The 25,899-nt window shown below is 45.3% G+C and carries 23 protein-coding genes; 16 read left to right on the top strand and 7 right to left on the bottom strand.

All coding sequences use genetic code 11. The features are described 5' to 3' along the window. Window positions 1-78: 78 nt before the first annotated feature. The 3 genes from D8S93_RS11095 (at window position 79) to D8S93_RS11085 (ending at window position 1,918) form a co-directional block, all read left to right on the top strand. Window positions 79-831: a phosphatase gene (locus D8S93_RS11095; protein WP_193621603.1), complete on the top strand. Its 753-nt coding sequence runs from the start codon at window positions 79-81 to the stop codon at window positions 829-831. Between the two features lie 155 nt (window positions 832-986). Next, on the top strand, window positions 987-1,376 hold the full coding sequence (locus tag D8S93_RS11090; protein ID WP_005394852.1) for a cytochrome b562: 390 nt from the start codon (window positions 987-989) through the stop codon (window positions 1,374-1,376). A gap of 176 nt (window positions 1,377-1,552) precedes the next feature. Beyond that, complete coding sequence (locus tag D8S93_RS11085; protein ID WP_080619260.1) at window positions 1,553-1,918, top strand: hypothetical protein; 366 nt, start codon at window positions 1,553-1,555, stop codon at window positions 1,916-1,918. Here D8S93_RS11085 and D8S93_RS11080 read toward each other — a convergent pair. From D8S93_RS11080 to D8S93_RS11070, 3 genes are all read right to left on the bottom strand, one after another. After that, window positions 1,898-2,281, bottom strand: coding sequence for a VOC family protein (locus tag D8S93_RS11080; RefSeq protein ID WP_074190384.1), 384 nt, complete (start codon window positions 2,279-2,281; stop codon window positions 1,898-1,900). The two genes, D8S93_RS11085 and D8S93_RS11080, sit on opposite strands and share 21 nt — an antisense overlap. Before the next feature lie 11 nt (window positions 2,282-2,292). After that, complete coding sequence (locus D8S93_RS11075) at window positions 2,293-3,222, bottom strand: LysR family transcriptional regulator (protein ID WP_042601221.1); 930 nt, start codon at window positions 3,220-3,222, stop codon at window positions 2,293-2,295. Window positions 3,223-3,299: 77 nt separating this feature from the next. Further along, window positions 3,300-3,773: a hypothetical protein gene (locus tag D8S93_RS11070; RefSeq protein ID WP_152813190.1), complete on the bottom strand. Its 474-nt coding sequence runs from the start codon at window positions 3,771-3,773 to the stop codon at window positions 3,300-3,302. Between the two features lie 551 nt (window positions 3,774-4,324). Between D8S93_RS11070 and D8S93_RS11065 the strand changes: the two genes are divergently transcribed. The 4 genes from D8S93_RS11065 (at window position 4,325) to D8S93_RS11050 (ending at window position 8,054) form a co-directional block, all read left to right on the top strand. Beyond that, window positions 4,325-5,008: a spondin domain-containing protein gene (locus D8S93_RS11065; protein ID WP_005384002.1), complete on the top strand. Its 684-nt coding sequence runs from the start codon at window positions 4,325-4,327 to the stop codon at window positions 5,006-5,008. 9 nt (window positions 5,009-5,017) lie between these two features. After that, window positions 5,018-5,713 (top strand): spondin domain-containing protein, encoded by a 696-nt coding sequence (locus D8S93_RS11060; protein WP_152813188.1) that lies wholly within the window; start codon window positions 5,018-5,020, stop codon window positions 5,711-5,713. Window positions 5,714-5,859: 146 nt separating this feature from the next. After that, window positions 5,860-6,591 carry a response regulator transcription factor gene (locus D8S93_RS11055; protein ID WP_193621600.1) on the top strand — a complete coding sequence of 244 codons (732 nt, stop codon included), beginning with the start codon at window positions 5,860-5,862 and terminating at the stop codon, window positions 6,589-6,591. A gap of 89 nt (window positions 6,592-6,680) precedes the next feature. Then, entirely contained in the window at window positions 6,681-8,054 is a 1,374-nt protein-coding gene (locus D8S93_RS11050; protein WP_152813184.1) for a sensor histidine kinase, read from the top strand. Between the two features lie 30 nt (window positions 8,055-8,084). Here D8S93_RS11050 and D8S93_RS11045 read toward each other — a convergent pair whose 3' ends face one another. Continuing rightward, a complete protein-coding gene (locus tag D8S93_RS11045) occupies window positions 8,085-8,600 on the bottom strand; it encodes a superoxide dismutase family protein (RefSeq protein ID WP_005394862.1) in 516 nt (171 codons plus the stop codon). A gap of 541 nt (window positions 8,601-9,141) precedes the next feature. Here D8S93_RS11045 and D8S93_RS11035 point away from each other — a divergent pair. The 6 genes from D8S93_RS11035 to D8S93_RS11010 all read left to right on the top strand — a co-directional run bounded on the left by D8S93_RS11035 (window position 9,142) and on the right by D8S93_RS11010 (window position 17,468). Further along, window positions 9,142-10,551, top strand: coding sequence for an aminotransferase class V-fold PLP-dependent enzyme (locus tag D8S93_RS11035; protein ID WP_152813182.1), 1,410 nt, complete (start codon window positions 9,142-9,144; stop codon window positions 10,549-10,551). Between the two features lie 62 nt (window positions 10,552-10,613). After that, window positions 10,614-11,546 (top strand): transporter substrate-binding domain-containing protein, encoded by a 933-nt coding sequence (locus tag D8S93_RS11030; RefSeq protein ID WP_005394865.1) that lies wholly within the window; start codon window positions 10,614-10,616, stop codon window positions 11,544-11,546. After that, window positions 11,543-13,873: a putative bifunctional diguanylate cyclase/phosphodiesterase gene (locus tag D8S93_RS11025; RefSeq protein WP_152813180.1), complete on the top strand. Its 2,331-nt coding sequence runs from the start codon at window positions 11,543-11,545 to the stop codon at window positions 13,871-13,873. The genes D8S93_RS11030 and D8S93_RS11025 overlap by 4 nt, the downstream gene beginning before the upstream one ends. A 212-nt stretch (window positions 13,874-14,085) precedes the next feature. Beyond that, a complete protein-coding gene (locus D8S93_RS11020) occupies window positions 14,086-15,279 on the top strand; it encodes a glycine C-acetyltransferase (RefSeq protein WP_152813178.1) in 1,194 nt (397 codons plus the stop codon). Between the two features lie 44 nt (window positions 15,280-15,323). Continuing rightward, window positions 15,324-16,355, top strand: a complete 1,032-nt coding sequence (gene tdh / locus D8S93_RS11015; RefSeq protein WP_005394871.1) for an L-threonine 3-dehydrogenase — start codon at window positions 15,324-15,326, stop codon at window positions 16,353-16,355. A gap of 393 nt (window positions 16,356-16,748) precedes the next feature. Beyond that, window positions 16,749-17,468 carry a carbonic anhydrase gene (locus D8S93_RS11010; RefSeq protein ID WP_152813176.1) on the top strand — a complete coding sequence of 240 codons (720 nt, stop codon included), beginning with the start codon at window positions 16,749-16,751 and terminating at the stop codon, window positions 17,466-17,468. A 72-nt stretch (window positions 17,469-17,540) separates the two neighbouring features. Here D8S93_RS11010 and D8S93_RS11005 read toward each other — a convergent pair whose 3' ends face one another. After that, window positions 17,541-18,644, bottom strand: coding sequence for a mechanosensitive ion channel family protein (locus D8S93_RS11005; RefSeq protein WP_046875767.1), 1,104 nt, complete (start codon window positions 18,642-18,644; stop codon window positions 17,541-17,543). A 300-nt stretch (window positions 18,645-18,944) separates the two neighbouring features. On the opposite strand from D8S93_RS11005, the gene D8S93_RS11000 reads away from it, so the two are divergent. After that, window positions 18,945-19,292, top strand: coding sequence for a helix-turn-helix domain-containing protein (locus tag D8S93_RS11000; RefSeq protein ID WP_005375109.1), 348 nt, complete (start codon window positions 18,945-18,947; stop codon window positions 19,290-19,292). A gap of 90 nt (window positions 19,293-19,382) precedes the next feature. On the opposite strand, the gene lldD is transcribed toward D8S93_RS11000, so the two are convergent. Both lldD and D8S93_RS10990 read right to left on the bottom strand, forming a co-directional pair. Next, complete coding sequence (gene lldD, locus D8S93_RS10995) at window positions 19,383-20,522, bottom strand: FMN-dependent L-lactate dehydrogenase LldD (protein ID WP_152813174.1); 1,140 nt, start codon at window positions 20,520-20,522, stop codon at window positions 19,383-19,385. A gap of 315 nt (window positions 20,523-20,837) precedes the next feature. Beyond that, a complete protein-coding gene (locus tag D8S93_RS10990) occupies window positions 20,838-22,529 on the bottom strand; it encodes an L-lactate permease (RefSeq protein ID WP_152813172.1) in 1,692 nt (563 codons plus the stop codon). A gap of 162 nt (window positions 22,530-22,691) precedes the next feature. Between D8S93_RS10990 and D8S93_RS10985 the strand changes: the two genes are divergently transcribed. Further along, window positions 22,692-23,591 (top strand): LysR family transcriptional regulator, encoded by a 900-nt coding sequence (locus tag D8S93_RS10985; protein WP_005375112.1) that lies wholly within the window; start codon window positions 22,692-22,694, stop codon window positions 23,589-23,591. Between the two features lie 121 nt (window positions 23,592-23,712). Continuing rightward, a complete protein-coding gene (locus D8S93_RS10980; RefSeq protein ID WP_152813169.1) occupies window positions 23,713-25,746 on the top strand; it encodes a prolyl oligopeptidase family serine peptidase in 2,034 nt (677 codons plus the stop codon). Window positions 25,747-25,899: the final 153 nt, after the last annotated feature.

The raw sequence follows: 25,899 nt of genomic DNA, 5'->3' as shown, positions 1-25,899 counted from the left end.
GATACTCATCTTGGGCTGACGGTACGTCACGTGTAGGTATACAATAGCACGCAAGATAGCGCACCAAGAGAGTGGATGATGGAATTTAAAGTTGATACCCATACACATACGTACGCCAGTGGTCATGCGTACAGCACCTTGATTGAAAATGCAAAATTGGCGAAAGAGAACGGCTTGGATATGTTCTGTACGACCGATCACGCAGAATCAATGCCGGGCGCGCCGCATTACTGGTTTTTCTCCAACCAAAAAATCCTGCCTCGATTTTTAGACGGTATCGCGATCATTCGGGGTGTGGAATCCAACATTCTTAATACCGAAGGCGACATCGATATTCCGCTGAGTGTCGATCGTAACCTAGATTGGGTTATTGCAAGTTTCCATGAACCTGTTTTTCGTCCTGCAAACAAAGAAACTCATACGGAAGCACTCATTAATGTGATTCAAAACGGTCGTATTGATGCGCTTGGCCATCTTGGGAATCCAAATTTCGACTTTGATTTTCAGGCCGTTTTAGCGTGCGCGAAAGAGCATAATGTTGCGATTGAAATCAATAACACCACGCTAAAAGGGAATAGCCGAGTGGGTAGCGTAGACCGTTGCCACGAGATTGCACAAATCGGTAAAGATCTCGGTGTCTTCTTCACAACAGGAAGTGATGCACATTTCTGCCATGATGTTGGTAATCTGGATTTGGTTGGAGAGCTAATGGATAAAGTGGGTATCGATAGCAAAAAAGTGATTACTCACACCGCTCAGCAGTTTTTGTCTTTCTTAGCTCTGAGAGGCCGTAAGCCAATTCCAGAGTATGACGACATTCGCAACGCATAAACTTGATTACATTTTAGGTATGCACCTGGCGTAAGATTGCTTTACACTGCGACCCGGAAATACTCAACTAAGCTAGTTTGTCGCCTTTTATGGCGTGGGTTATTTGGGTAAATAAAGCCGACACAGAATTCGGCACTATAAATGGAGAAGTGAAAATGTTACGTCCTTTAGTCCTAGGGTGTGCGATTGCGTTTGGCTCAACATACGCAATGGCGGAAGCGGTTGATTTAAAACAAAACATGAAGCAGATGAAGATGGAATTCAAACAGGCGGCAGAAGCGTCGGATGTTGAAACCATGAAGTCTGCAATTGATAGCTTGCAAGCAATCGTCGAGCAATCTAAGCGCGGTAACTATCCACCAGAGAAATTCGATACCTACTTAGAAGGCTTTAATAAACTAACGGTAACGTTAGACAAGATTGAAGCAGACTTAGACGCTGGTAACCTACAAGATGCGAAAGCACAATTACGTGAAATTGATAGCCTACGTGAAGAATACCATGACAAGCGTAACCCAAGTATTTGGAGTAAGCTGTTCGGCTAATCGCGATAAAAGCTGACAATAGAATATGAAAATAGCCTGCCGTTTTGGTGGGCTTTTTTGTGTCTGTCAATTGCGTTATTGAAGAAAAGCTGTGAGGTGGCAACCACTTATTGATCCTGTTTTTGAGCTAGCACTCAGAATTAGTTACGCTGAATTAAATTTGTTAAGTCACCGTTATGCGTAGATTAATTCCTTTTTATCGCTCCATGCTATTTGCTAGTGCTCTAAGTTGGGTGCTAGTGACGCTGATGCCTGTTATCAATGCTCATGGTAACAGCATGGGCGTGTGGGCGACGCTATGTACGCTTAATGGTTTTGAATTGGTTCAAATCGAAGAAAGTGACAATGCCGTCAGCCATAAAGGCAAACCTTGTCCTTTTAGTCACTTTTCGACTTTTCATCATGATTCACTTCCAACTACACCAATACTTCCACAACTGAGCTTGGTCATTTCTGAAAGCTACACTTTTTTGGCTCTAAGTGTACGATTTGAAACGCCAGTTCCTCGTGCCCCACCAAAGTTAGCGTTGATAAACTTCTAGCGGCAAGCCATCTGGATCTTTGAAAAAGGTAAACGCTTTGCCTGTAAATTCATCGATGCGAATGGGCTCTACCTCAATTTCTCTCGCCTCTAAATATTCTTTAACATGCTCGACATCATCCACTTGAAAAGCAAGGTGGCGTAACCCCTGAGCTTCAGGAAAGCTCGGTCTCTCTGGTGCGTCCGGAAAGCTAAATAGTTCAACTTGGCTACCGTCAGGTAAAGCGAGGTCAAGCTTGTAGGAGTCTCTGGCTTCACGATAATTTTCAGCAATGACTTTTAGCCCTAACAATTCGGTGTAAAAGCGTTTTGACCTTGGATAATCACTGCAAATGATCGCGACGTGATGAATGGCATTAAACATGGTTAGCCTCTTCAAGCATGGTTAGTGTCCTCGGAGACTAAATGCTCCTTAACGAAGTCGATAAACACGCGCAGACGAGCAGGCATGTATTTGGTTTGCGCATACTGCATCGCGATAGCGCCGTGGTAGTTACTCTTGATCATCCAATCCGGCAATACCTCCACCACTTCTCCTTGCTCTAACGCGTCTTTGATCACGAAGTCATGGAAGATCCCAATTCCCAAGCCAGACTTAACCCCGTTCAAGCGCATTTGAGAATGGTTGACGGCGTAGCGTCCACTTACTGCAATGGAGTGGAAAGCTTCCTCTTTAAAGAATGACCAGATGTTGTCTTTGTCGTTCTCGGCAAGGTAAATACAGTCGTGCTGCTCAAGCTCGGTTGGGTGTTCAGGCATACCGTGTTTGGTGAGGTAATCTGGAGAGGCACACAAAACAAGGTTGGTCTTGCTGATCTCTTTGAGTACCAGATTCTCATCGGGTTTGTCGGTGAGCTTAAATGCGACATCAATACCTTGGCGGAACAGATCAATCTCACCATCTGCTGCACGCAGCTTAAGCTGAATATTTGGATAACGTTCTAGGAATGGCAACACAAACGGTTGAAGCACCGAATTAAGAAATGCTTCAGGGGCTGCCACTGTGAGTGCGCCTGTTGGCTCGGCATGATCTTCTGCAGATAACTCAACGGCTTGCTGCGCGGCATTCACCATTGCGATACTTTGGTCGTAAACCTTTTGCCCGGCTTGAGTGATGATCAACTTGCGAGTCGTTCGCTCAAACAGTTTCACTGAGAGGGCTTGTTCTAACCGTGTGATCAACTTACTTAAAGCCGATGGCGTCACGCCGAGTTGTTTGGCTGCAGCGGTAAAACTGCCCTCGTTTACCACTAAGATAAACGAAGCAAGATCAGGGAGTAGGGCAATGAGTTTTGGGTTAACCATATTTGTTCAGTTCTGCGCAGCGGAATAACGATATTGTCTGGTACGGTTTTGTTCGGTTCAAGTGTCACCTTCTCGCTTTAGCGATATTTTGCTAAAAAGACATTCAGGGCAGGCAAGCCAGATTCACCAGTATGGTATTGCTGCCAACAGTGATAAATGGCCGTTTCGTGGTCTGCAATCAACTCGATAGCTTCTCGCTCAGCGGTTGAATACTGCTGTGAAGCTTTCACTTCTTCATGCCACTCTCGATACTTCACCTCATAAGACTCCACCCATTTCAGAAGAGTCGCCACCAACTCTTGCCATGGTAAACCAATCCATTTGGTTGCATCTGCCAAGCCTTTATCCAGCATCTCTTGGTGTCGACTTTCGATATCCATGCCATTTGTCAGCAGTACAGGTCTGAGCTTTTCTGCGGTGAGCTCTTCCACTTCAATCAAGGTTTGCCACAGTGTTTGTTGTTCACTTTGGGCGTAATGGCTCAAGTAATGGTTGAAAAAAGCGATGCCGTAGATTTCGCCATAGTAGGCAGACAGAACGTTATGAATCATGGTGAGAATCGTGATTTAAACAGAGAATACCGCATTGTAGGAGGGGAAAGCGAGAAGTGTAAATACCTGGATATACTCAAGTGACTTCAAGATACATGGTTCAGAGCGTTATCACTGATTCAAGTTCAAGGAAAACAACGAAGCGGAATAGCGAGCTCTTTCCAAGTTGTTTGACGAAGAAATTGCTTCAGTGACACGCTCCCGAAGGGCGAGTTGCCTTGGTTCGCATGCTTCGTTAACAATTTTCGATTTAGAACCACTAGATCTTCAAATTGTTGCCTCGCCTTCAAACCAAGTCATTCTCGCTGAGCCAAGCATCTCGAGGTTACTTGAGTATAAATAAAAAAGTGCTGCTGGCAGAATTCGAAAAGAACTTGTGAGAATTTTATGAGAATTCGATGAAGTTACTGATAGATTTGCTCGTCATTCTTAGAGGTAAGAACGCAAAACGTTCGAAACGTAATGCTTAACCTACTCAAGTCACGAACAAAGAAGTAAAGCCGTACACATGGGCTTGGGTAGTTCAACCCTCATTAAAGGATGGAATCACAATGAAAAAACGTACCCAACTCGGACTCGTCATGACTTCAGTAGCTATGGCACTAGGCTCTGCATCAGTGAATGCGGCGGAATTGGAAATCACCGTGACAAACGCAACCAAAGGCATCTACTTTACGCCACTTATTGTTGCTGCACATGGCTCTGATCTTCAAATGTTCAGAACGGGTCAAGCTGCAACGCCAGAACTAGAAGCAATGGCAGAAGGTGGTGATATCTCTGGTCTTGCTAGTGTGATTGGTAACGCTGGTGGTGCGGTGGTTGAGAATCCTGCTGGTGGTATTTTGAATCCGGGTGTTGCAACCACCTTCACCTTAGACAGTGGCGACCACGGTTATCTTTCTCTGAGCGCGATGTTGCTGCCAACCAATGACGGTTTCGTCGGTCTGGATAGTTGGAAGATTCCAACGGAAGCGGGTACATACCGAGCAACCCTAAGAAGTTACGATGCCGGTACAGAAGCGAACGATGAACTTGCGTCTAGCATGCCAAACCCACCTTTCATTACCTTTGGTACTGGCGGCACAGGCGTTGAAGCAACGGTAACTAACGATAAAGTTCACGTGCATCCGGGTAACCTTGGTGATAGCGACCCAACTGGCGGCATCAGTGACCTAGACAGCAGCAGCCATCGTTGGTTAAACCCAGTCGCAACCATCACAATCGTTGTGAAGTAAGGGGGATGTATGAAATACAGAATCTTACTAGTAGCAGCTTCAGTCGGCTTGCTCGCCGGTTGTCCAAGCGATGATGATAACGACGTAGTGAAATCGTACCGCTACACCGTCAACGTGGCTAACTTGACTGCGAATCAACCTATGTCTCCGCTTGCGGTACTCACTCACAATGGTGACTACCAATTGTTTGAAATTGGCCAAGCTGCATCTGTTGAACTTGAGCATCTTGCCGAAGGCGGTAGTAACGCCGAGCTGATTGAGTTGATGAACAGCAATGACAGTGTTTACCAAGGTATTTCGGGCAATGGACTGGTGTTGCCGGGTGCATCGGACGAAGTCACCATCACAGTCGACCCTCGTCGTTACGGTTACTTGTCTGTGGCGTCTATGTTTGTGAATACCAACGATGCCTTTGTTGGCGAAACGGGGCTATCGCTCAAATCGCTCGCAGTAGGTGAAAGCTATGAAATGAGCATGAACGTTTGGGATTCTGGCACGGAACTGAACGATGAACTTGCCGCAACCATTCCGGGCCCAGCAGGTGGCGGTGAGGGCTTCAATGCCGCTCGTAATGACAGTAATGACGTTGTTGCCTTCCATGCGGGGGTAGTTAGCCAAGATGATGGATTAGCAAACTCAGCACTCTCTGCGAACCATCGTTTCCTGAACCCAGGTGCGAAAGTCACCATCACTCGAGTCGAGTAACACAGGCTCCGATGACGTCTCCTTTCCAAAGCGCTTGTAGCCGAGCGCTTTATCCCTCATGGCGTCATCGGAACCTTTTTTGAAAGAATTTCTAATTTGTTCCGGTCATGTGCAAAGTGAGGATACTCGAAGGCAAGGAAAGGACCATGGAACAACAGGCAATCAATTTAGTCGCGAACATCTTGTTGGTGGAAGATGACGATGATTTGGCAGAACTGGTTCAGATGCATCTTAAGTTTCAAGGACACCAAGTGTCGCGAGCCACAAATGTCGCCGATGCTAAAGCGCAATATCAGCAACACCCCTTTGATTTATTGATCCTTGACCGAGGGTTGCCAGGTGGTGATGGCCTAGACATCTGCCATTATTTGCGTCAGCAACAAGATTGGAGCCCAGTGCTTATGTTGACAGCAAGAGACGGTGAAATGGACAAGGTTGACGGTTTAGAAGCGGGCGTTGATGACTACATCACTAAGCCATTTAGCGTATTAGAGTTCCAAGCGCGAGTACGTAACGTGCTGCGCCGAGTCAGTCAAACCGCAGAGGCCAAAGTAGCAAATGAAGTCCTCGACGAAGCGATGGACTTTGGTCCGCTAAGAATCATTCCGGAGTTGCACCAAGTATCCCTAAACGACAAGAATGTCACTCTTACCGCGACAGAGTTTACTTTGCTGCAGTTTCTCGCGACTCGTCCGGGCAGAGTCTACAGTAAAGATGAATTGCTCGATCACGTATGGAACACCAGTCATTCTGGTTATCACCACACGGTGTGTAGCACCATTAACCGTTTACGCAGCAAATTGTCTTTGTCTGATTCAGATCATCACTTCATCCAAACCGTGTGGGGTGTTGGGTATAAGTTTCAACCAAGGCACTAATGCAAGACAGTAAGTCGGCAGTTGTTTCACCATCATTGTTCAATCATTACGGTTGTTTCAAAAACATCGCTGTTTAAGGAGGCGATAGGATGAGCTTCAAATCTCGCTTAGTGGTATTTACCAGCTTGTGGTTCTGCCTCGCGGCGGTGGTGATTGCACTGACTTACAATTGGCAAAAAGAAACCATTGAGTTACGCACTAAGCAAAGCCTGCATAAAGAACTAGCCAGCCACATGCGTGACGATAATCCGCTGATGATCGGGACGGATTACAACCCGAAAGCGCTTAAGTCGATCTTTCATACGCTCATGCTGATCGGCCCTGATTTTGAAATCTATTTCCTCGATAGCCAAGGCAATATCACCACCCATGCTGCGCCAGATGGTGCAAAGCTTATGGACTCGGTGGATCTGAACCCCATTCAGCAATTCTTAAACAACGAACCGCTTCCCATCTTAGGCGAAGATCCTCGTAATCGCGGTGAACACAAAGTGTTTTCTGTTGCGGCGATAGAGGAATTAGGCTCTACGGTCGGTTATCTTTATGTGGTGATTGGCAGTACCCGACATGACGCCATTGCCAATGCGCAAGTCGATACGCCTTACATCGCGCTGGCAGGATTGGTCTTAGTGTCCATTTTAGGCTTTGCTCTCGGGGCTTATGTGCTGGTCAAACGTAGCCTGTTGAACCCGATTGAGCGTGTGACCAAGCAACTTCAACAGCAAGCCGAACATGATTTTCACCTGCAACCTGACTTTACTTACCAAGTGCCGGAGCTCGTGCCGATTGCGCACTCTTATCAGATGATGGCGAAGCACATTCAGCAGCAGTTTTTACAGTTGGAGTATCAGTCTTCTCATCGCCGTCAAAGCTTATTGCAGCTCAGTCATGACTTAAAAACGCCGTTATCGAGCGTGCTTGGCTATCTGGAAACGTGGCGTTTGCAGCATCCGGGATCCGATCCGCTGATTGATGTCGCGTTCCGAAATTGTGAGAAGCTCTCAACTCAATTGCATTCTTTATTAGACGCCGCGCGTAAAGAGGAACCAATGCCAAACTACGAATACCGCCCCATAGATCTTGGCGCGTTGATGGCAGAATGTGCCGAGACGATGCAGAGCCAGTTTTCTCGTAAAGAAGTGGTGTTGAAAGTGGATATCGATAGCGAGATTCAAACTGTGGGTGATAAAGGACTCTTAGAGCGGTTGGTATTGAACCTGCTTGAAAATGCCTTACGCCACAGCCCAACCGGCTCGGAAGTGCATTGTCGAGCGCATTTGAGTGAGGATAAGTCGCGAATCCTGTTCACTTTTGTCAATCGAATTGATAAAGATGCCGTCGGTGGCGCATTAGGAATTGGTACAAAGATAGTGCAGTCAATTTTAATGTTGCACCACAGCTACTTAGAGACGTGTGAGACGGACACTGAGTATCAACAAAAATTCGCACTTCTCGCTACTTGAGGAGAAGCGCGAATTTGGCTTATCGAATGACTACTTAATAACGCCACATACAACGCGCGCACCGCCGCCGCCTAATTTAGCGGGGTGGTCGGAGTGATTGTCGCCGCCAGCATGAATCATTAATGCTCGGCCTTTTAAATCTGATAATTTTAGGCGAGGCGCGACAACGGGCTGATTAGCATTACCATCCATGTCCACGTAGAGTGGAGGCAGGTCGCCTAAATGATTGTCATCGGTCCAAGGGTAGCCATGTTTCCCTGTGTTGCTGGGGTCATAGTGACCACCTGCTGCACCGCCAAGGACGGTTTTGCCATTCTTCTCCGCGCTATCGCACGATGGATTAGTGTGAACATGGAAACCGTGCACCCCTGATGACAAACCTGATAACTGAGGCATAAATACCACGCCATAGTCACTTTGTGAAATCTCAATGGTGCCAGCGCTCTTCTTGCTGTTGAGATCGGTCATCGCTACAGTCTGCGCAAGTACGTTAGGAGCGGCTACGAGAGTGGCAGCAACTGAAATGCATAGCAATCCTTTTAACATGGGACTTCCTTCTTTTTGGTTGTACGCTCAAGCACATATTAGTGAAAACTTCTCTTCCTTATGTCTGTTGAGCGGTGGGTTTATGTCAGAGAGTGATGTGTCTCACTCTATGGTCTTAAACTGGTATCTATCTGCGAAACCAGTTCTCCTTTATTAAGACTTAACATATTGAGATTGTTCAGATATAAAAATAATAGACGTCAATCAAAAAATAGCCTGAATATTTTTAAATTAACGCAAAGTTAAATTTTTAATGACTTTATAACAAAGCTCATAATTGTTTTATAAAGAAGTTGTCGGAATTGTCTTCTATAAAAAATAATCAATTTAATGAATATTTTAATGTGAATATGGTTGTTTATAGGTTTGTGGTCAAACTGTTGCTTATATCATCAAATAAGATAAAAAATTGGAACTAAAGTCACTTAATGGCAGAGGAAAAAATTAAACTCTGGTTTTAATGGGTAATAATGTTTTAGTAACAGATAGTTACGCACTTAAAATTAATAATATGGCTAATTTCCAACAAGGATTGAAAAAGATGAAAGACAAGGAATCTATTCAGACTAATAGCGGCCGCCGTAATTTTCTGAAAGGCGCAACAGGAGCTGTTGTTGCTGGTGTGAGTGCTTCCGCTTTCTCGGGCGCAGTTCAAGCACGAGAACAGAAAATTGATTGGAGCAGCCGCGGGCTAGGTAGAAAACACGATAAGCGCTTTTGGCGTAAAGTGCAACGACAGTTCGTTTTGGATAAACGTACGACTTACATGAACATTGGCACAACGGGTTCTATGCCAAGACAAGTTCTTCAAGATTACGAGCATAACAACAAGTTGGTGGCTAAATATCCTTGGGATATGAAGGGCAAATTTGGCTCTTGGCCTTATGTCTCTGAGATGGTTCAAGAAGTAGCGCCTGGCTTTGGTGCTAACCCAGAAGAAATCATTCTCAGCCGCAATACTACTGATGGTCTATGTTCGATCATCAACGGCTTACACTTTGAACCAGGTGATGTGATTTTAACGACGCACCATGAGCATATGGCAGCGACATCACCGATGAACGTCGCAAAACATCGTTTTGGCGTCGATGTTGTTGAAATTCAACTACCAGTATTTACCGGTACTGAAGACGTTTCTGAACAAGATTACATCCAAGCTTTCCGCGACGCGCTTGATGCGCATCAAAACGTTCGCCTCATCATGTTCTCTCATATCACCTATAAAACGGGAACGGCGTTACCAGCCAAAGCCATTTGTGCTTTAGCGAAAGAATATGGTGTGCCTACGCTTGTAGATGGAGCGCATACTGTCGGTATGTTTGACCTCGATTTCCATGATATGGATTGTGATTTCTATGCAGGTTCTGGTCACAAATGGCAGTGTGGTCCTGGCGCAACCGGTATTTTGTACGTACGTGATAACGCCAATCGCTTGAATGAGTATTGGAGTGATCGTGAAAACCCGTTGTGGTTGATCAACTCTTCACTTTCTCATGCGGATTACTTAGGCAAACAATTACAGATGCAGTACATCGGGAACGACAACTATCCTGCGAAACAAGCGTTAGTTGATAGCTGCAAAATGTGGGATGAGATTGGTCGTGACCGCATTGAGGAACGTGTTCTAAGTCTTGGTAGTTTGTGTAAAACCTTACTACAAGAGTACTTGCCACAAGCCCAAATGTACTCGCCAAACGTGGAAGGTTTAACGAGTGGCTTAACCACAGTTAACCCATTCTCTGATGTGACGAATGAAGACATATTGACTGAATTCAGAGATCGTCTGCGTGAAGAATATGGCTATATCATTCGAACAACCAGCTTTAAGCTGCATAAAGATGATGACTTTGATACTTACGCACTCCGTATCTCCACGCACTTGTTCCATGACGAGCAGGATGTTGAAGGGCTCGTGGTGGCGATGACGAATTTGTATTACTCGTCGTTCTAACATCGTTGTTTATCACTCAAGCGCCCGTTATTGGGCGCTTTGTGAAAGGTAAGGATATTATTATGTCAGTCAAAACATTCAAAAGAACTTTAGCGGCGATGGCGCTTATGGCGGCCTCTGTTATGTCCTCTTCCGCTTGGTCAGACGACTTACAACAGATTCGTGATCGCGGAGTGTTGCGCCATATTGGTGTGCCGTACGCTAACTTCGTTTCTTATATTGAACAAGGTGAAGTGGAAACCTTGACTGGCTTAGATGTAGAGATAGTAAAAGGCTTTGCCAAGTCGTTGGGCGTTAAGTACCAATATGTTCCAGCTCAGTGGAGCGATATGGTCGGTAAGCTGACGGGCCAAGATGTTCAATACCATAATAAGCAAGCTGTTGTGGGAGAAAGTGTTCCAATCGAGGGGGACTTGATCGCAAATGGCGTTACCATTCTTGACTGGCGTTCTGAAGTTTTAGACTTTTCACAAGATTACTTCCCGTCGGGCGTTTGGTTAGTTTCCAGAACAGATTCCACGCTGAGTCCGATTAAACCAAGTGGGTCGGTTGATGAAGATGTAAAAACCGTCAAGCAGCTTATTCATGGTCGCGAAGTGTTAGCGTTGGAGCACTCTTGCTTGGACCCTAACCTTTATGACTTATATGACACAGGCGCAAAAGTCATACTGCCTGATGGGGCTCGTCTTCTTAATGAGATGGTGCCAGCGATAATGAAAAATGATGCGGAAAGCACATTGCTAGACGTCGCCGATACGTTAATTGCATTAGAAAAATGGCCAGGTGAAATAAAAGTCATTGGCCCAGTATCCGAAAATCAGAAAATGGCTGTTGCATTCCGTAAAAACTCACCGGAATTACGCAAGGCATTTGATCGTTATTTAGATTCAATAAAGAAAGATGGAACCTACGAAAAATTAGTAAAAAAATACTATCCATCTATTTACTACTTTTATAACGATTACTTCATAGAAGATAGTAAGAAAACCCGATGAAAAAGGCCGTTAAAAAAATATCCAGTAAAAAATTTATTGCAATAAGCGCAATATTAGTCTCTATTTATTTAGCTATACTTATTGTTGTGACAAGTTTGGGGCAAAATAAACTAAAAGAATCCCAGCATAGGGAACTCGGTTTAAAAGTAAAAAGCTACGCAAGCACACTCGATAATTTATTTACTATTGCCAGTGAGGATGTTGATAATTTATCTACAGATAAAACAGTACAAACATTCTTTGCTAATTTAGCCTCTGGCATGTCAATGGAGTACGGATTAGGAGCGAGTTTAATTAACTTGAAACGTCGTTTCGATGAAAAGATAGATGGTAAGTTAATTAATAGCAGCCAAATCTATAAAAAGCTCACACTGGTAGGCAGTGATGGCACAACGATTGTCACGACGGGCTCTGAAGACAACACAGAGCAGAAGATGGATATCCAAACCTTAATGACTCAACATGGGCATCCCGAAGAGGTTTGTGCAACTCGATATAACGACGACGTGCGTATCCAAGTCATCAAGCAAGTCAAGTTCTCTGGAAAGCCAGTTGCCTTTCTAATTGCAGATCTCAATAAAAACATTGTTATTGATCAGCTCACTAATCAAGAGCACGAAGACAGTTATAGCCGGCTGGTGCTCAAAATAAAAGACGTTGAGATGGTCGTATGGGATACAATAAATAAAACGTCTTCTCATAATAAAGATGAGAATTATTTAATATCTGAAGCCGTTGATGGAAAAATATATTTTGAAGTGCCTGTTGAAAAACATCACTTCAAACTTATGGCTTGGTTTGAGCCTTTGAGTGAGCGAGATATTTTCACATCACGGATCTTCATTCTCGGTTTGAGTATTCTTGCTGTTATGGTTGTTATTGCGCTGTGTTATGCGTTCATCACAAACAATAATAGAATTGAATTGAAAATTAAACTTGAAGAAGAGAAAAAGCGAAAAGACATACTTTCTCAACAGAACCGAAAACTAACTAACGAAATTGAACGCCGAAAAGCGTCTGAAAAAGAACTCGCCTTCCAAGCTAAATACGATACGTTGACTAACTTGCCTAATCGCAGCTACGGTTCTGAGAGACTGGCTTTGGAGTTGATTAGAGCGTCACGTAGTGGTTCAAAAGTATTGGTCATGTTTATTGATTTAGACCACTTTAAGCAGATTAACGATTCAATGGGTCACTTTGTTGGCGACGAGATCCTTAAACTTAGTGCTCAACGACTGCATCAAGTCGCGAGAAAAACAGACTTACTGGCGAGAATTGGTGGGGATGAGTTTTTATTAGTGATTCCTGACTTGCCTGACAACGACACCGCGAAGCGCGTTGCTTCAAGCGTGCTTTCGGCGTTTAACGATCCATTTGTATGGAACAACCATGAATTCTTCTTGAGTAGCAGCGTCGGAATGTCCGTATTTCCGGATGATGGAGATAACGCCGAGCAGCTACTCGCCTGTGCTGACATGGCGATGTATCGCGTGAAGCAAGATGGACGCGATGCCTTCTGTTTTTATAACCACAATATGAACCAAGACTTGCAACGCTATTTGGATTTGGAAAATCGACTAAGAAATGCCATCTCCAGCCAATTACTAGAGTTGTATTATCAACCTATTATTGATCTGAGCAGTGGTAAAATTGTTGGCGCAGAAGCGTTAATGCGTTGGAATGATGAGAAGTACGGATTCGTAAATCCTGAAGAGTTTATCTCTATTGCTGAGAAAAATGGCTTGATTCATCAAATTGGTGAATTCGCTATCCAGCAAGCGTGCCGCCAAGCGGCGCAATGGCAAAATCTGACGCCGCTGTTTGTTTCTGTGAATTTCTCCAGTGTTCAATTTAGGTATTGTGATCGCTTACTTGCGTTTATTAAGAAGAGCCTTGAGGAATCTGGTCTTCCATCAGATAAGTTCGATATTGAGGTGACAGAGAGCCTTCTCTTTAACCACGACTCAGAGCTATTAGACATGCTCAATAACTTAAGAGCGTTAGGCACTAAGCTTACCATCGATGACTTTGGTACTGGCTATTCTGCGTTGAGTTACTTACAGAAATTTCCGTTCGATCGCCTTAAGATTGATCGCAGCTTTATGCAAAATATGTTCGAAAACGACTCCGATCGTGAGCTCGTCAACGTGATCATTGCAATGGCGAAAGCGCTGAACCTTAAGATTGTTGCTGAAGGCATTGAAGAACAGCGTCATGTCGATTATCTAAAAGACTTAAACTGTGAGTTCGGGCAAGGTTTCCACTATAGCCGCCCGTTACCAGCCAAAGACTTTGAAGCACTACTTAAACAACCAACTGGGCTATAACTCCTTTTATTACAATATTATAGGAAAGCATTAATTGAATTCGTGCCTTGGATTCATTAATGCTTTTCCACCTTAAGGGATAATCCTTCTTCCTTCCTTGAATTACACTACAATTAATTGATGAGTGATAGCCCGTGATGCCCGTCACATAAAGGCTCAACCTAATTCTAAACGAGTAAATACTCGCCAAAATAACCAGGAAGGAATTTCAAATGTCTTCTGCATTCTACCAACAGATTCAGCAGCAAATTGAAGAAGTGAAGACTGAAGGTCTTTACAAATCAGAGCGCGTAATCACGTCTCAGCAGCAAGCGGCTGTTAAAATCTCTACCGGTGAAGAAGTATTAAACTTCTGTGCAAACAACTACCTTGGTCTTGCTAACCATCCTGCGCTAATTGAAGCGGGTAAAGCGGGCATGGACGAGCACGGCTTTGGTATGGCTTCAGTACGTTTCATCTGTGGTACTCAAGACATCCACAAAGAGCTTGAGCAGAAGTTGTCTAAGTTCCTAGGTAAAGAAGATACGATTCTTTACACCTCTTGCTTCGATGCAAACGCAGGTCTGTTCGAAACCATTCTCGGTAAAGAAGACGCAATTATTTCAGACGCACTAAACCACGCGTCAATCATCGACGGTGTTCGTCTATGTAAAGCAATGCGCTTCCGTTACTCAAACAACAACATGGAAGAGCTAGAGCAACAACTGATTGCTGCGAAAGAAGCAGGCGCACGCCACATTCTTATCGTTACTGACGGTGTGTTCTCAATGGATGGCGTAGTGGCGAACCTTCCGGCTATTTGTGACCTAGCTGAAAAATACGGCGCACTGACCATGGTTGATGACTCTCACGCGGTTGGCTTCATGGGTAAAACGGGTGCAGGTACGCACGAATACCACAACGTGGTTGACCGTATCGACATTATTACAGGTACGCTAGGTAAAGCAATGGGTGGCGCTTCAGGCGGTTACACGTCTGGTAAAGCGGAAGTGATCGACTGGTTACGTCAGCGTTCTCGTCCATACCTATTCTCTAACTCTGTTGCACCAGCAATCGTAAACGCTTCTATCCGCGTTCTAGATCTACTAGAAGAGAGCGGTGACCTACGTGACCGTCTATGGGAAAACGCAGCACACTTCCGCGCACGTATGGAAGATGCTGGTTTCACAATGGGCGGAGCTGACCATGCGATCATTCCAATCATGCTAGGTGATGCGAAAGTTGCAGCAGAATTTGCTGAGCGAGCACTAGAGAAAGGCATCTACGTGATCGGCTTCTCATTCCCTGTGGTACCAAAAGGCCAAGCGCGTATCCGTACTCAAATGTCAGCAGCGCATTCTCGTGAGCAGCTAGATCGTGCAATTGATGCGTTCATCGAAGTTGGTAAGGACATGGGTCTTATTTAAGACTCTAGGTCCTAGATAATAGGGCCTTTAATTAAGGTTACATTATGAAAATTAAAGCATTATCAAAGCTAAAGCCTGAAGAAGGCATCTGGATGACTGAGGTTGATAAACCTGAAGTTGGCCATAACGATATTCTGATCAAAATTAAGAAAACCGCTATCTGTGGTACAGACGTACACATCTATAACTGGGACGAATGGTCACAAAAGACAATTCCAGTTCCTATGGTTGTCGGTCACGAATACGTGGGTGAAGTGGTTGCGATTGGTCAGGAAGTTCGTGGCTTTGAAATTGGTGACCGCGTATCTGGTGAAGGTCACATAACTTGTGGTCACTGCCGTAACTGTCGTGGCGGTCGTACTCACTTGTGTCGCAACACGATCGGTGTGGGTGTAAACCGTGAAGGCGCATTTGCAGAATACCTAGTGATTCCTGCATTTAACGCGTTTAAGATCCCTGACGAGATTTCTGACGATCTAGCATCGATCTTCGACCCGTTCGGTAACGCGGTACACACTGCGCTTTCTTTCGATCTAGTCGGTGAAGACGTGCTCATCACTGGTGCTGGCCCAATCGGCATCATGGCCGCCGCAGTTGCGAAACACGTCGGCGCTCGTCATGTGGTTATCACAGACGTAAACGAGTACCGTTTAGAGCTAGCTCGTAAAATGGGTGTAACACGCGCAGTAAATGTTGCTGAAGAGAAGCTTGAAGATGTAATGGCTGAACTAGGCATGACAGAAGGCTTTGACGTAGGCCTAGAAATGTCTGGTAACCCAGCGGCATTCAACTCAATGCTAACCACAATGAACCACGGTGGTCGTATTGCATTACTCGGTATTCCACCATCAGATATGGGCATTGATTGGAACCAAGTGATCTTCAAAGGCCTAGTTATCAAAGGCATCTATGGTCGTGAAATGTTCGAAACATGGTACAAGATGGCTTCACTGATTCAATCTGGTTTGGATCTATCACCAATTATTACGCACCACTACAAGATTGATGACTTCCAAGAAGGCTTCGATGTCATGCGTTCAGGCATGTCTGGCAAAGTTATCCTTGATTGGGAATAATCTGCTCAAATAAGAAAGCGCTCCGAAAGGGGCGTTTTTTTTAGCGATATGTTGTAAACATAAGCGGTAACATAGAACATATAACCCTCATTTTACAAATGTCCATAGTCTTTTTTCTAGATCATGCACAGCAACATTTCCAGCCTGAAGTTCCAAGTGATTTAGGGCAATACCACAAATCTTTCTTGTACAAAAAACCACCCCACCAGCTGGCACTTATACCGACTCGATAATCGTTGATGTTCAATTTTGAGCATCATATCAATTGCATAACTAGAGGCATCTATTCCAAAAAACTTTTGTAATCATAGTTTTCACTCTATTCCCGCTTAATTCTGTGCGATTAGTATGGTTTTGTTTTCACAACATTTAACTTAAAGGAATAAGGAAACTATGAAGAAGTCACTGGCAGCACTAGGTTTGGCGTTGGTATTTACAGGAACAGCTTACGCAGCAAGCTGGGGTTACGAGGGGAGTCACGGGCCTGAGCATTGGGGCGAGTTTGCGTCTGAATGTTCCAAAGGTCAAAACCAAAGCCCAATTAATATTGTCTCCGCAGCAGAAGCGAAGTTAGACAAATTGCAGTTCGACTACCATGGCAAAGCAATCTCATTGCTCAATAACGGCCACACCCTGCAAACCAGCCTAGAGGGTGACAACACACTGTTGATTGATGGCAATGCATTCACGTTAAAGCAGTTCCACTTCCATACTCCGTCAGAAAACCATGTGGATGGCAAAGAATACCCATTAGAAGCGCACTTTGTGCATGTTGATACAACTGGCCATTTGGCGGTTGTGGCCGTGTTTTTTCAATCCGGAAAAGCGAACCCAGATTTAGCGAAGTTACTAGCAAACATACCAAGTAAAGATCAAGGTGTAGAGATTAAATTGCCATTTGAAGCGGATGCGTTGCTTCCAAAAGACAAAGCGTATTATCGCTTTAATGGCTCACTAACGACACCACCATGCTCTGAAGGGGTACGTTGGTTAGTGATGAAAGAAGCACAAACCATTTCCCCTGAGCAGATTAAAGCGTTTACGACAGTGATGGGGGAAAACAATCGTCCCATCCAACCATTGAATGCTCGTATGGTGTTAATGCAACACTAACCAATCCAAGCAAATAAAAAATGACAAAGCCCGCTTGAATAAAGCGGGCTTTGTTATTGGTATTGATGGAAATTAGAAGCCGTGATCTTCTTGCTCTTCAGCTTTTATCATTTGAACTGGGTCGAGCTTGAGTGTTTGAGTTGGGAAGGCGATATCTGCTTCGTGTTCTTTAATGATGTTAATTACTTGAAGAAGAACATCCTGTTTAACCTCATGGTATCTCACCCAATTCACGGTTTTTGTGAAGGTATAAATGAAGAAATGCAGTGACGATGGACCGAACGTATCGAAGTTGACGATAAGCGTTTGGCGTGCATCAATATCTTTGTGATTCTTAAGCATCTCTTTCACCGCTGTAATGATTTGCGGCATTTTTTCGGCGTCGTCGTAACGAAGTCCAATTTTTTCGTAGATGCGTCGGTTTAGCATGCGAGATGGGTTTTCTACGACTATGTTGCTAAACACAGAGTTTGGCACATAAAGAGGACGCTTATCGAAAGTTCGGATGATGGTCATTCTCCAGCCAATTCGTTCTACCGTACCTTCAATTTGGCGATCTGGAGAGCGGATCCAGTCGCCAACTTTAAACGGACGATCGAAGTAGATCATAAGACCGCCAAAGAAGTTCGACAGCAGATCTTTCGCCGCTAAACCGACGATTAAACCACCGACACCACCAAAGGTGAGCAACCCTGACAGTGACAAGCCAAACGCCTGCATCACAGTGAGAATTCCGACGGTAATAAAGAACAAGCGCGCGACTTTAGCTATCGCTTGCACTGTGGTTTCATCTCGGTTTTTTTGTTCTAGGACGTACTCTTCAACATTGGTAATGAGTCGCATAACGGTCCAGACGAAGATACTGATCACCAAAATCAGTTTCAGCGTGCTTAACCAGTTTATTTTATCGTTGAGCTCGCTCTCTAATATGATGCCGATAGAGACGGTTGCAGGCCAACACCAAATGAGTGTACTGACTGGCGCTTTTAGCGCGTCAAGCAACATGTCATCCCAGTGGAAAGGGGTTTTCTCTACTAGTACTGCGAGACGAGAGCGGATCAGTCGCCAAGCTATCCAAGCAATAAAGCTGGCGAGTGTAATGAAAAGGACACTCCCACTCCAATCTTGATGAGATGTTTCAATATAGCTTTGCAAATCGGTAAACCACTGTGACATATGTAACTTCTTTCTAGTGAACCATGGAAGGAAAGGTAGCAGATATTACTCCTTCACCCCAGTGATTTCCTTTAAATCATTTACTTATGTTTAAACCGCCTGAGGTAGGCTAGTTCGTGAGGTGAAAAGTGAGTGGTCGAAACTGGGTGATGAGCCGCCGTTCCATTCGTGCGCGGAGCTTCATCATCTCCGATATGCGTTGATATTTGAACGATCAATTATAACTTCTCTGACTTATCGCTAACATTTATCTTAAGTAAGTGTGAGAGTGTATTGGCTCTTGAATTAGCGGAGGCAGATATGGAATTTACAGAGCTGGATCGAAACGCGCTCTACGACATCTGGATGTCACAAAAAGCCAAAATGCACATCACTCAAATGGAAATGGCGAAGCGCCTTGGTTTGAGTCTACACGAGTTTTCTGGCTTGTTACGTGGTAATTCTCCACTGACGCTAGGTTTTGTAAAACAGCTATGCGAGCAGCTACATGTACGTCCTGGTCAGGTGATTCCGTCTTTGACGGAGCGTGATCTATCTGCATCTGGTACGGTTTATTTACAAAATCGTGTGACGGTGGATGGCGATATCAGTAACGTGTTTATCGACGGAAACCAAGTCGTGATCGAGTACGTTCACCAAGTTAGTTAGCTTGCTCGTCAAATTATCGGGTTGAAGAGCAATAAAAAACGAGCCAACAGTGGCTCGTTTTTTCGTTTCTGTTTTGCTCGCTTGCAAAGATTATGGGATTTTCACTAGCGAATCGCGAGAAAGATCCGCGATAGACTTCGCGCCAGTAAGCGTCATAGCTACACGCATTTCTTTGTCGTACAGATCCAGTAGGTTTTCTACGCCTGCGCCGCCTTGTGCAGCCAATGCGTACACAAATGAACGACCAAGCAGTGTGCAGTCTGCGCCCAGCGCGAGCATACGAACCACATCAAGACCAGTACGGATACCTGAGTCAACAAAGATCTTAAGATCGCCTTTTACCGCATCTGCAATGCTTGGTAGTGCTTTAGCACTTGAAAGTACGCCATCTAACTGACGACCTCCATGGTTAGACACCACAATGCCATCCGCGCCGAAACGTACCGCATCTTTCGCGTCTTCTTCGTCGAGGATGCCTTTGATGACCATAGGGCCATCCCAAAAGTCACGAATCCACTCAAGATCTTTCCAGGAGATAGACGGGTCGAAGTTTGCGCCTAACCAGCCGATGTAATCTTCTAGTTTTGTTGGTTCGCCGCGATACGTTGAGATGTTACCTAAGTCGTGCGGTTTACCAAGTAGACCCACATCCAGTGCCCAGCCTGGGTGGCGCATCGCCTGGAAGACACGACGCATGGCTGCGTTAGGGCCGCTCATGCCTGAGTGCATGTCACGGTAACGCGCGCCAGGAACTGGCATATCAACGGTAAACACCAGCGTTGTGACGCCCGCTGCTTTTGCACGCTCAAGCACGTTCTTCATAAAGCCACGGTCTTTAAGCACGTAAAGCTGGAACCACATTGGACGTTCAATTGCAGGTGCGACTTCTTCAATCGGACAAACCGAAACAGTCGACATAGTAAACGGGATGCCTTTTTTCTCGGCTGCTTTTGCTGCTTGCACTTCGCCTCGGCGCGCGTACATACCAGTTAGACCAACAGGAGCTAGCGCGATTGGCATTGCCAGTTTCTCACCGAAGATCTCGGTTTCTAGGCTCAAATCTGTCATATCGCGTAGGACGCGTTGGCGAAGAGCGACATCACCTAAATCGTCAGTATTACGCTTCAGCGTGCGTTCGTCGTAAGAACCGCCATCAATATAATGGAATAGAAACGGGGGAAGCTTGGCTTTCGCGGCAGCGCGGTAGTCAGTAGAAGCTGAGATAATCATAATGGTGTCCTAGCGGTTATTCTAAGCAAAGTTGTGGAGCAATTTGCTCTTTCGTTGAGCCTTCATCGCAAAGCAGTGAAGGCATCAAAATGAGTATAGTTACCTATGGTTCACTTACGTTTGAACTGGTGATGTTGGTAACTCATTTACATAATTGATTGAAAAATTTTGTTAAATAACTCAATCAGTTATACAAATTGGAAAGGATGACACAGCTGCCGGGGGGATTGATGTAGCAAGCTAAATCAACATGTCGGGGTAGTAGTGCTGACAGCTGTGTCAAATTAGGCAGGGCTACAAACCCTGCGTTTCGCGTTACTTCATCAAGACATCCGTCATTTGGAGGCCGTAAATCAACACCAATCCAATAATGCCCGTCATTACAATGTAGTAGAACGTAGGGATAATCGTCTTACGCAATGTTGCGCCTTCACGACCAAGTAAACCTACGGTGGCTGATGCGGCAACAACGTTGTGAATCGCAATCATGTTACCTGCGGCAGCGCCAACGGCTTGAAGCGACACAACAATCACACTCGAAATAGACAGTGTTTGTGCCACTTCGAATTGGAACTGGCTGAACATCATGTTTGAAACCGTATTTGAGCCAGCGATGAACGCACCCAGCGCACCAACGGTGGCACTTAGTGCTGGGAACGCAGAACCGACAAGGTCAGAGGCAAAGTTCGCTGTTGTGACCGGCATGCTTGCTAGGTCAGCGCCGTTAATACCAGAGTTGATGAAGATACGAACCATCGGGATGGTAAATACCAAGACAAACCCCGCGCCAATCAGTGTTTTGCTTGACTCGCCAAACGCTTCACGCAATGGCTTTGCGCTACCGCTTTGTAACATTGCGGCAAGCAGTGCGACAAACACGAGGATGCCACCTGGCAGGTACAATGGCTGAATAGCGGCACTCACACCAGTCTCACCAAGAATATTGCTGAACGACAAACTTACGCTTTGTACAAAGCCTTTCAGTTCCGGACTTACGCGGCTTGCGACGAGAATTACCGCCAGCATTACATATGGAATCCAAGCTTTTACGATGCTCATTGGCTTGCCTGGATTGTCGTTTAGATCGACTTTTAGCGAGCCCAGCCATTCAGCAGGCCATTTGTCTTCGCTTTCGAAATCCCACTTAGTCTTTGGTACTAAGAAGCCTTTTTTCGCTGCGGTAACAACAATAGAAAGACCAACCAAACCACCGATTAGTGAAGGGAATTCTGCGCCCAAGAACACACCAGTTAACGCGTATGGCACAGTGAAAGAGACGCCTGCGAATAAAGCAAATGGTAGAATATCCAGACCTTCACTCCAGCTTCTGTTCTTGCCGAAGAAACGTGTTAACATCATCGCCATTAATACAGGGATCATCGTACCTACAACAGCGTGAATCACAGCAACGTGCGCGGTGATATCTTGCAGGTACATTTCCCATGTTGCGCCTTGTGCAGCCAAAGACTCACTGATGTTATGCGTGTCTAAACCTTTGTTTACACCCACGATGATTGGCGTACCCACCGCACCGAATGAAACAGGCGTTGACTGGATCATCATACCCATTAGGACAGCGGCTAGCGCAGGGAAGCCGATTGCAACCAGTAGTGGTGCAGCAATTGCTGCCGGGGTACCGAACCCTGATGCGCCTTCAATGAATGAGCCAAAACACCAAGCTATGATGATGGCTTGCACACGGCGGTCAGCTGAAATATCGGTAAATCCATTACGGATAGTGGTGATCGCTCCAGTGTGTTTTAAAGTGTTGAGCAAGAAGATGGCACCAAACACGATCCATAGAACAGAGACAGTAATGCCTAGCCCTTGGAATACAGAAGCCAGTACGCGATTGGCTGACATATCCCAAAACATTAGAGCAATAGCGACGGTTAAACCGAACGCAACAGGCATGGCTTTTTTAGCAGGCCAGTTGAGACCAACCAATAAGATGGCGGCAACAACAATTGGCGAAAATGCCACTAGGGCAAGTAGGGTTTCACTCATTTGTACATCCTTCGTACGCTGACTTCTCGAACGGTGTCAATCCGCTGTAGAGGTGACTTTTTGTTGTAATGGTTTTGTTAATTTGGCGTGAATTTACTCCTTTATTTTTTGTTGATATAGGGAAATAATGAAAATAATTAATTCCAAAAGTGACATAATCGTATGAGAGCAGACGACTTAATCCTATTTTCTCAAGTAATCGAACTGGGCAGTTTTAGTAAGGTTGCAGAAGCAAATAACCTTACAAATTCGGTAGTTAGCAAAAGAATGGCAAGGTTGGAGGAAGAGATAGGGGCGCAGCTATTATATCGAACAACGCGTAAATTGACCTTAACCGAAGCAGGTAAGGTGTTACTCCACAGTGCTAAAAATGTGAAGCAGGCCACTCAGGAGGCTATGGACGCTGTTGCAGGCTTTGGAGAGAATGTGAGCGGTCACATAAAAATGTCCGTGCCGTGTATCTCTGGAGATTTGATACTTGCTGATGCCGTTGCGGAATTTTGTAACCTTCATCCGGGTCTGACCGTGGACATGTCATTGGATAACCGCTTTGTCGATTTGGTGGCTGATGGTTACGATTTAGTCATTCGAACTGGCTACCTAGCCGATTCCAGTTTGATCGCACGACATATTCTCGATTCCCAATGGGTGGTATGCGCGTCCCCTTCATATATCGCTAAAAATGGGAAGCCGATCGAGCCGATTGATCTCACCACGCACAATTGTCTGCAATACGCTTACCAAACCACAGGTGCAACAGACTGGGAGTTCAAAGGAGAAGATGGTAATTACATCGTCAAAGTCTCGGGCTGCTTTTCTACTGATAACGCGACCGCATTACGTAAAGCCGCTCTGGGCGGCCATGGTATAGCTTACGTCCCGCGATGCTTGGTGTATCACGATATTCGCAATGGCCAACTGGTGGATATTTTTCCTGAACTAGTGGGTAAAAAGTTGGGTATCTATGCGGTGTACCCGTTTACTCGTCAACCACCGAATAAAGTGAAACTGCTTATTGAGCACATTCGTGATCGTTACTTAACGATATCTCATTATTTCTAGTTCCTTCATAGATTTAAAACAATGTCGTTGAAATCAATATTGGGTGCTCTAAGGTAATCACCGCAATAAAACGATATGAAAATAAACAACTTAATAAAAACAACGGAGTAACACGGACGTTATGCATTACCCAAAAACACGTAAAGATTCTGTCGTGGACACTTACTTTGGTCACGACATTGCCGACCCTTATCGCTGGTTAGAAAATGATCGCAGCGAAGAAACCGCACAATGGGTTTCGGGTCAAAACTCAGTGACCTTCGATTTTCTTGGTCAGGTCCCGTACCGCCAGCAAATCCGTGACTTGGTCGCGAACAGCCAAAACTACGAAAAATATTCCCAGCCATTTGTACGTGGTGACTACACCTATTTCTACAAAAACGACGGTTTGCAAAACCAAAGCGTTTTGTATCGCCGTAAAGGCGAGGGAGAAGCCGAAGTCTTCCTTGACCCAAATACGTTCTCTGAAGAGGGCACGACCTCTCTTGGCGAAGTCAGCTTCTCGAAAGATTATCGTTTGGTCGCGTATTCCATCTCGGAAGGGGGCAGTGACTGGCGCAAGATCTTTGTTATTGATGCGGAAACCAAAGAACAGTTAGAGCCTGAGATTGTGGATGCGAAGTTTACGTCGATTTCTTGGCTGGGCAGCAAAGGCTTCTATTACTCAAGCTATGATAAGCCGCAAGGCAGTGAGTTATCTGCGCGAACTGAACATCACAAGCTTTATTATCATGAACTTGGTACACCTCAGTCTGAAGATAAAGTGATTTTCGGTGAGTTGGATACGCAGGTTCACCGTTATGTGTCTGGTACCACGACGACGGACGATCGCTTCCTCATTATTTCTGGCGCAGAATCCACATCGGGTAATCGTCTGTTTTATATCGATTTACAGTCTGAGTCCCAAGCGATTGTGACCCTTCGTGATACAACGCAAGGCGACACCTACTTGATTGATAGCCAAGACGAAACCTTGCTGCTTTACACCAACCTAGATGCGCCGAATGGCAAAGTTGTCAGCTACAACACCCGAACAGTGCAATGGATGGATGTGATTGCTGAACAAGAACAGCCGTTAGAAATCAGCAAAGGTGGCGGTTATCTGTTTGCGACTTATATGGTGGATGTACTTTCTAAAGTGCAGCAGTTTAACTACCAAGGTGAATGGATTCGAGATGTTGAACTGCCGGGAGAGGGTACGGCTTATGGTCTAGCGGGTAAAAAAGAAGAAACCACGCTGTATTACACCTTTACTAACTACGTGACGCCACCGACGATCTTCTCATTTGATGTTGAGTCTGGTGAATCGACGCTGTTTCAAGAATCAAAAGCGCCATTCGATCGCAGTGAGTATGAATCAAAACAGGTGTTCTACACCTCAAAAGATGGCACGCAAGTTCCGATGATCATCTCATACAAGAAGGGCATCGCACTTGATGGTAGTGCGCCAACCATGCTGTATGGTTATGGCGGTTTTAATATCAGCCTCACTCCGATGTTTTCTGGCAATGTAGCCAACTGGCTAGAATTGGGTGGTATTTACGCTGTAGCCAACATGCGAGGCGGCGGCGAATACGGTAAAGCTTGGCACAACGCAGGCACTCAGCAGCAAAAGCAAAACGTGTTTGATGACTTTATTGCGGCGGCGGAATACCTGATTGAAAACGACTACACTAGCTCCGAGCGCCTAGCGATTCGTGGTGGTTCAAATGGCGGCTTGTTGGTTGGTGCGTGTATGACGCAACGTCCTGAGTTATTTAAGGTGGCGCTGCCAGCCGTGGGTGTGCTTGATATGCTGCGTTACCACACGTTTACGTCTGGAGAAGGCTGGAAGTATGACTATGGCACGTCGGAGCAAAGTGAAGCGATGTTCCAATACTTGCTTGGCTACTCTCCTGTTCACAATGTAAAAGAAGGCGTGCAGTATCCTGCGACATTGGTGACAACCGCCGATCACGACGATCGTGTGGTGCCAGCACATTCGTACAAGTTTATTGCGGAGCTGCAAGACAAGCAGCAAGGTGCTAATCCAGTATTGATACGCATTGATGTCAATGCTGGTCATGGTGCAGGGATGCCGCTGAGTAAGCAAATTGACCTCACCACAGACGTGTATGCATTTACGTTATACAATATGGGTATTGAGTCGATTTAATGCCTTAGTTGCTCGAAGCTTCTGAGAATAAAAAATGCCGCGACTCTGTCGCGGCATTTTTCATGGTTGGGGGAACTCAATTCATACTGTTTACCAGTATGTGAGCCAGGTTGACTAAGTCTGACTCTTGAACCAACCAGTCTCGGCGGCCAA

Source organism: Vibrio sp. VGrn 2, assembly GCF_009361695.1.
Taxonomy (GTDB): Bacteria; Pseudomonadota; Gammaproteobacteria; order Enterobacterales; family Vibrionaceae; genus Vibrio; species Vibrio diabolicus.
The sequence above is the reverse complement of the archived record's forward strand: the minus strand, read 5'-3'. Positions and strand labels throughout refer to the sequence as shown.

Bases quoted from the DNA above. Each gene is read 5' to 3' on its own strand.
- D8S93_RS11025 (WP_152813180.1), top strand. From the start codon at position 11,543: ATGAAAAAGGCCGTTAAAAAAATATCCAGTAAAAAATTTATTGCAATA.
- D8S93_RS11010 (WP_152813176.1), top strand. From the start codon at position 16,749: ATGAAGAAGTCACTGGCAGCACTAGGTTTGGCGTTGGTATTTACAGGA.
- D8S93_RS11075 (WP_042601221.1), bottom strand. From the start codon at position 3,222: ATGGTTAACCCAAAACTCATTGCCCTACTCCCTGATCTTGCTTCGTTT.
- D8S93_RS11050 (WP_152813184.1), top strand. From the start codon at position 6,681: ATGAGCTTCAAATCTCGCTTAGTGGTATTTACCAGCTTGTGGTTCTGC.
- D8S93_RS10985 (WP_005375112.1), top strand. From the start codon at position 22,692: ATGAGAGCAGACGACTTAATCCTATTTTCTCAAGTAATCGAACTGGGC.
- D8S93_RS11080 (WP_074190384.1), bottom strand. From the start codon at position 2,281: ATGTTTAATGCCATTCATCACGTCGCGATCATTTGCAGTGATTATCCA.
- D8S93_RS10990 (WP_152813172.1), bottom strand. From the start codon at position 22,529: ATGAGTGAAACCCTACTTGCCCTAGTGGCATTTTCGCCAATTGTTGTT.
- D8S93_RS11065 (WP_005384002.1), top strand. From the start codon at position 4,325: ATGAAAAAACGTACCCAACTCGGACTCGTCATGACTTCAGTAGCTATG.
- lldD (WP_152813174.1), bottom strand. From the start codon at position 20,522: ATGATTATCTCAGCTTCTACTGACTACCGCGCTGCCGCGAAAGCCAAG.
- D8S93_RS11085 (WP_080619260.1), top strand. From the start codon at position 1,553: ATGCGTAGATTAATTCCTTTTTATCGCTCCATGCTATTTGCTAGTGCT.
- D8S93_RS11055 (WP_193621600.1), top strand. From the start codon at position 5,860: ATGGAACAACAGGCAATCAATTTAGTCGCGAACATCTTGTTGGTGGAA.
- D8S93_RS11095 (WP_193621603.1), top strand. From the start codon at position 79: ATGGAATTTAAAGTTGATACCCATACACATACGTACGCCAGTGGTCAT.
- D8S93_RS11060 (WP_152813188.1), top strand. From the start codon at position 5,018: ATGAAATACAGAATCTTACTAGTAGCAGCTTCAGTCGGCTTGCTCGCC.
- D8S93_RS11030 (WP_005394865.1), top strand. From the start codon at position 10,614: ATGTCAGTCAAAACATTCAAAAGAACTTTAGCGGCGATGGCGCTTATG.
- D8S93_RS11020 (WP_152813178.1), top strand. From the start codon at position 14,086: ATGTCTTCTGCATTCTACCAACAGATTCAGCAGCAAATTGAAGAAGTG.
- D8S93_RS11000 (WP_005375109.1), top strand. From the start codon at position 18,945: ATGGAATTTACAGAGCTGGATCGAAACGCGCTCTACGACATCTGGATG.
- D8S93_RS11005 (WP_046875767.1), bottom strand. From the start codon at position 18,644: ATGTCACAGTGGTTTACCGATTTGCAAAGCTATATTGAAACATCTCAT.
- D8S93_RS11090 (WP_005394852.1), top strand. From the start codon at position 987: ATGTTACGTCCTTTAGTCCTAGGGTGTGCGATTGCGTTTGGCTCAACA.
- D8S93_RS11045 (WP_005394862.1), bottom strand. From the start codon at position 8,600: ATGTTAAAAGGATTGCTATGCATTTCAGTTGCTGCCACTCTCGTAGCC.
- tdh (WP_005394871.1), top strand. From the start codon at position 15,324: ATGAAAATTAAAGCATTATCAAAGCTAAAGCCTGAAGAAGGCATCTGG.
- D8S93_RS11035 (WP_152813182.1), top strand. From the start codon at position 9,142: ATGAAAGACAAGGAATCTATTCAGACTAATAGCGGCCGCCGTAATTTT.
- D8S93_RS11070 (WP_152813190.1), bottom strand. From the start codon at position 3,773: ATGATTCATAACGTTCTGTCTGCCTACTATGGCGAAATCTACGGCATC.
- D8S93_RS10980 (WP_152813169.1), top strand. From the start codon at position 23,713: ATGCATTACCCAAAAACACGTAAAGATTCTGTCGTGGACACTTACTTT.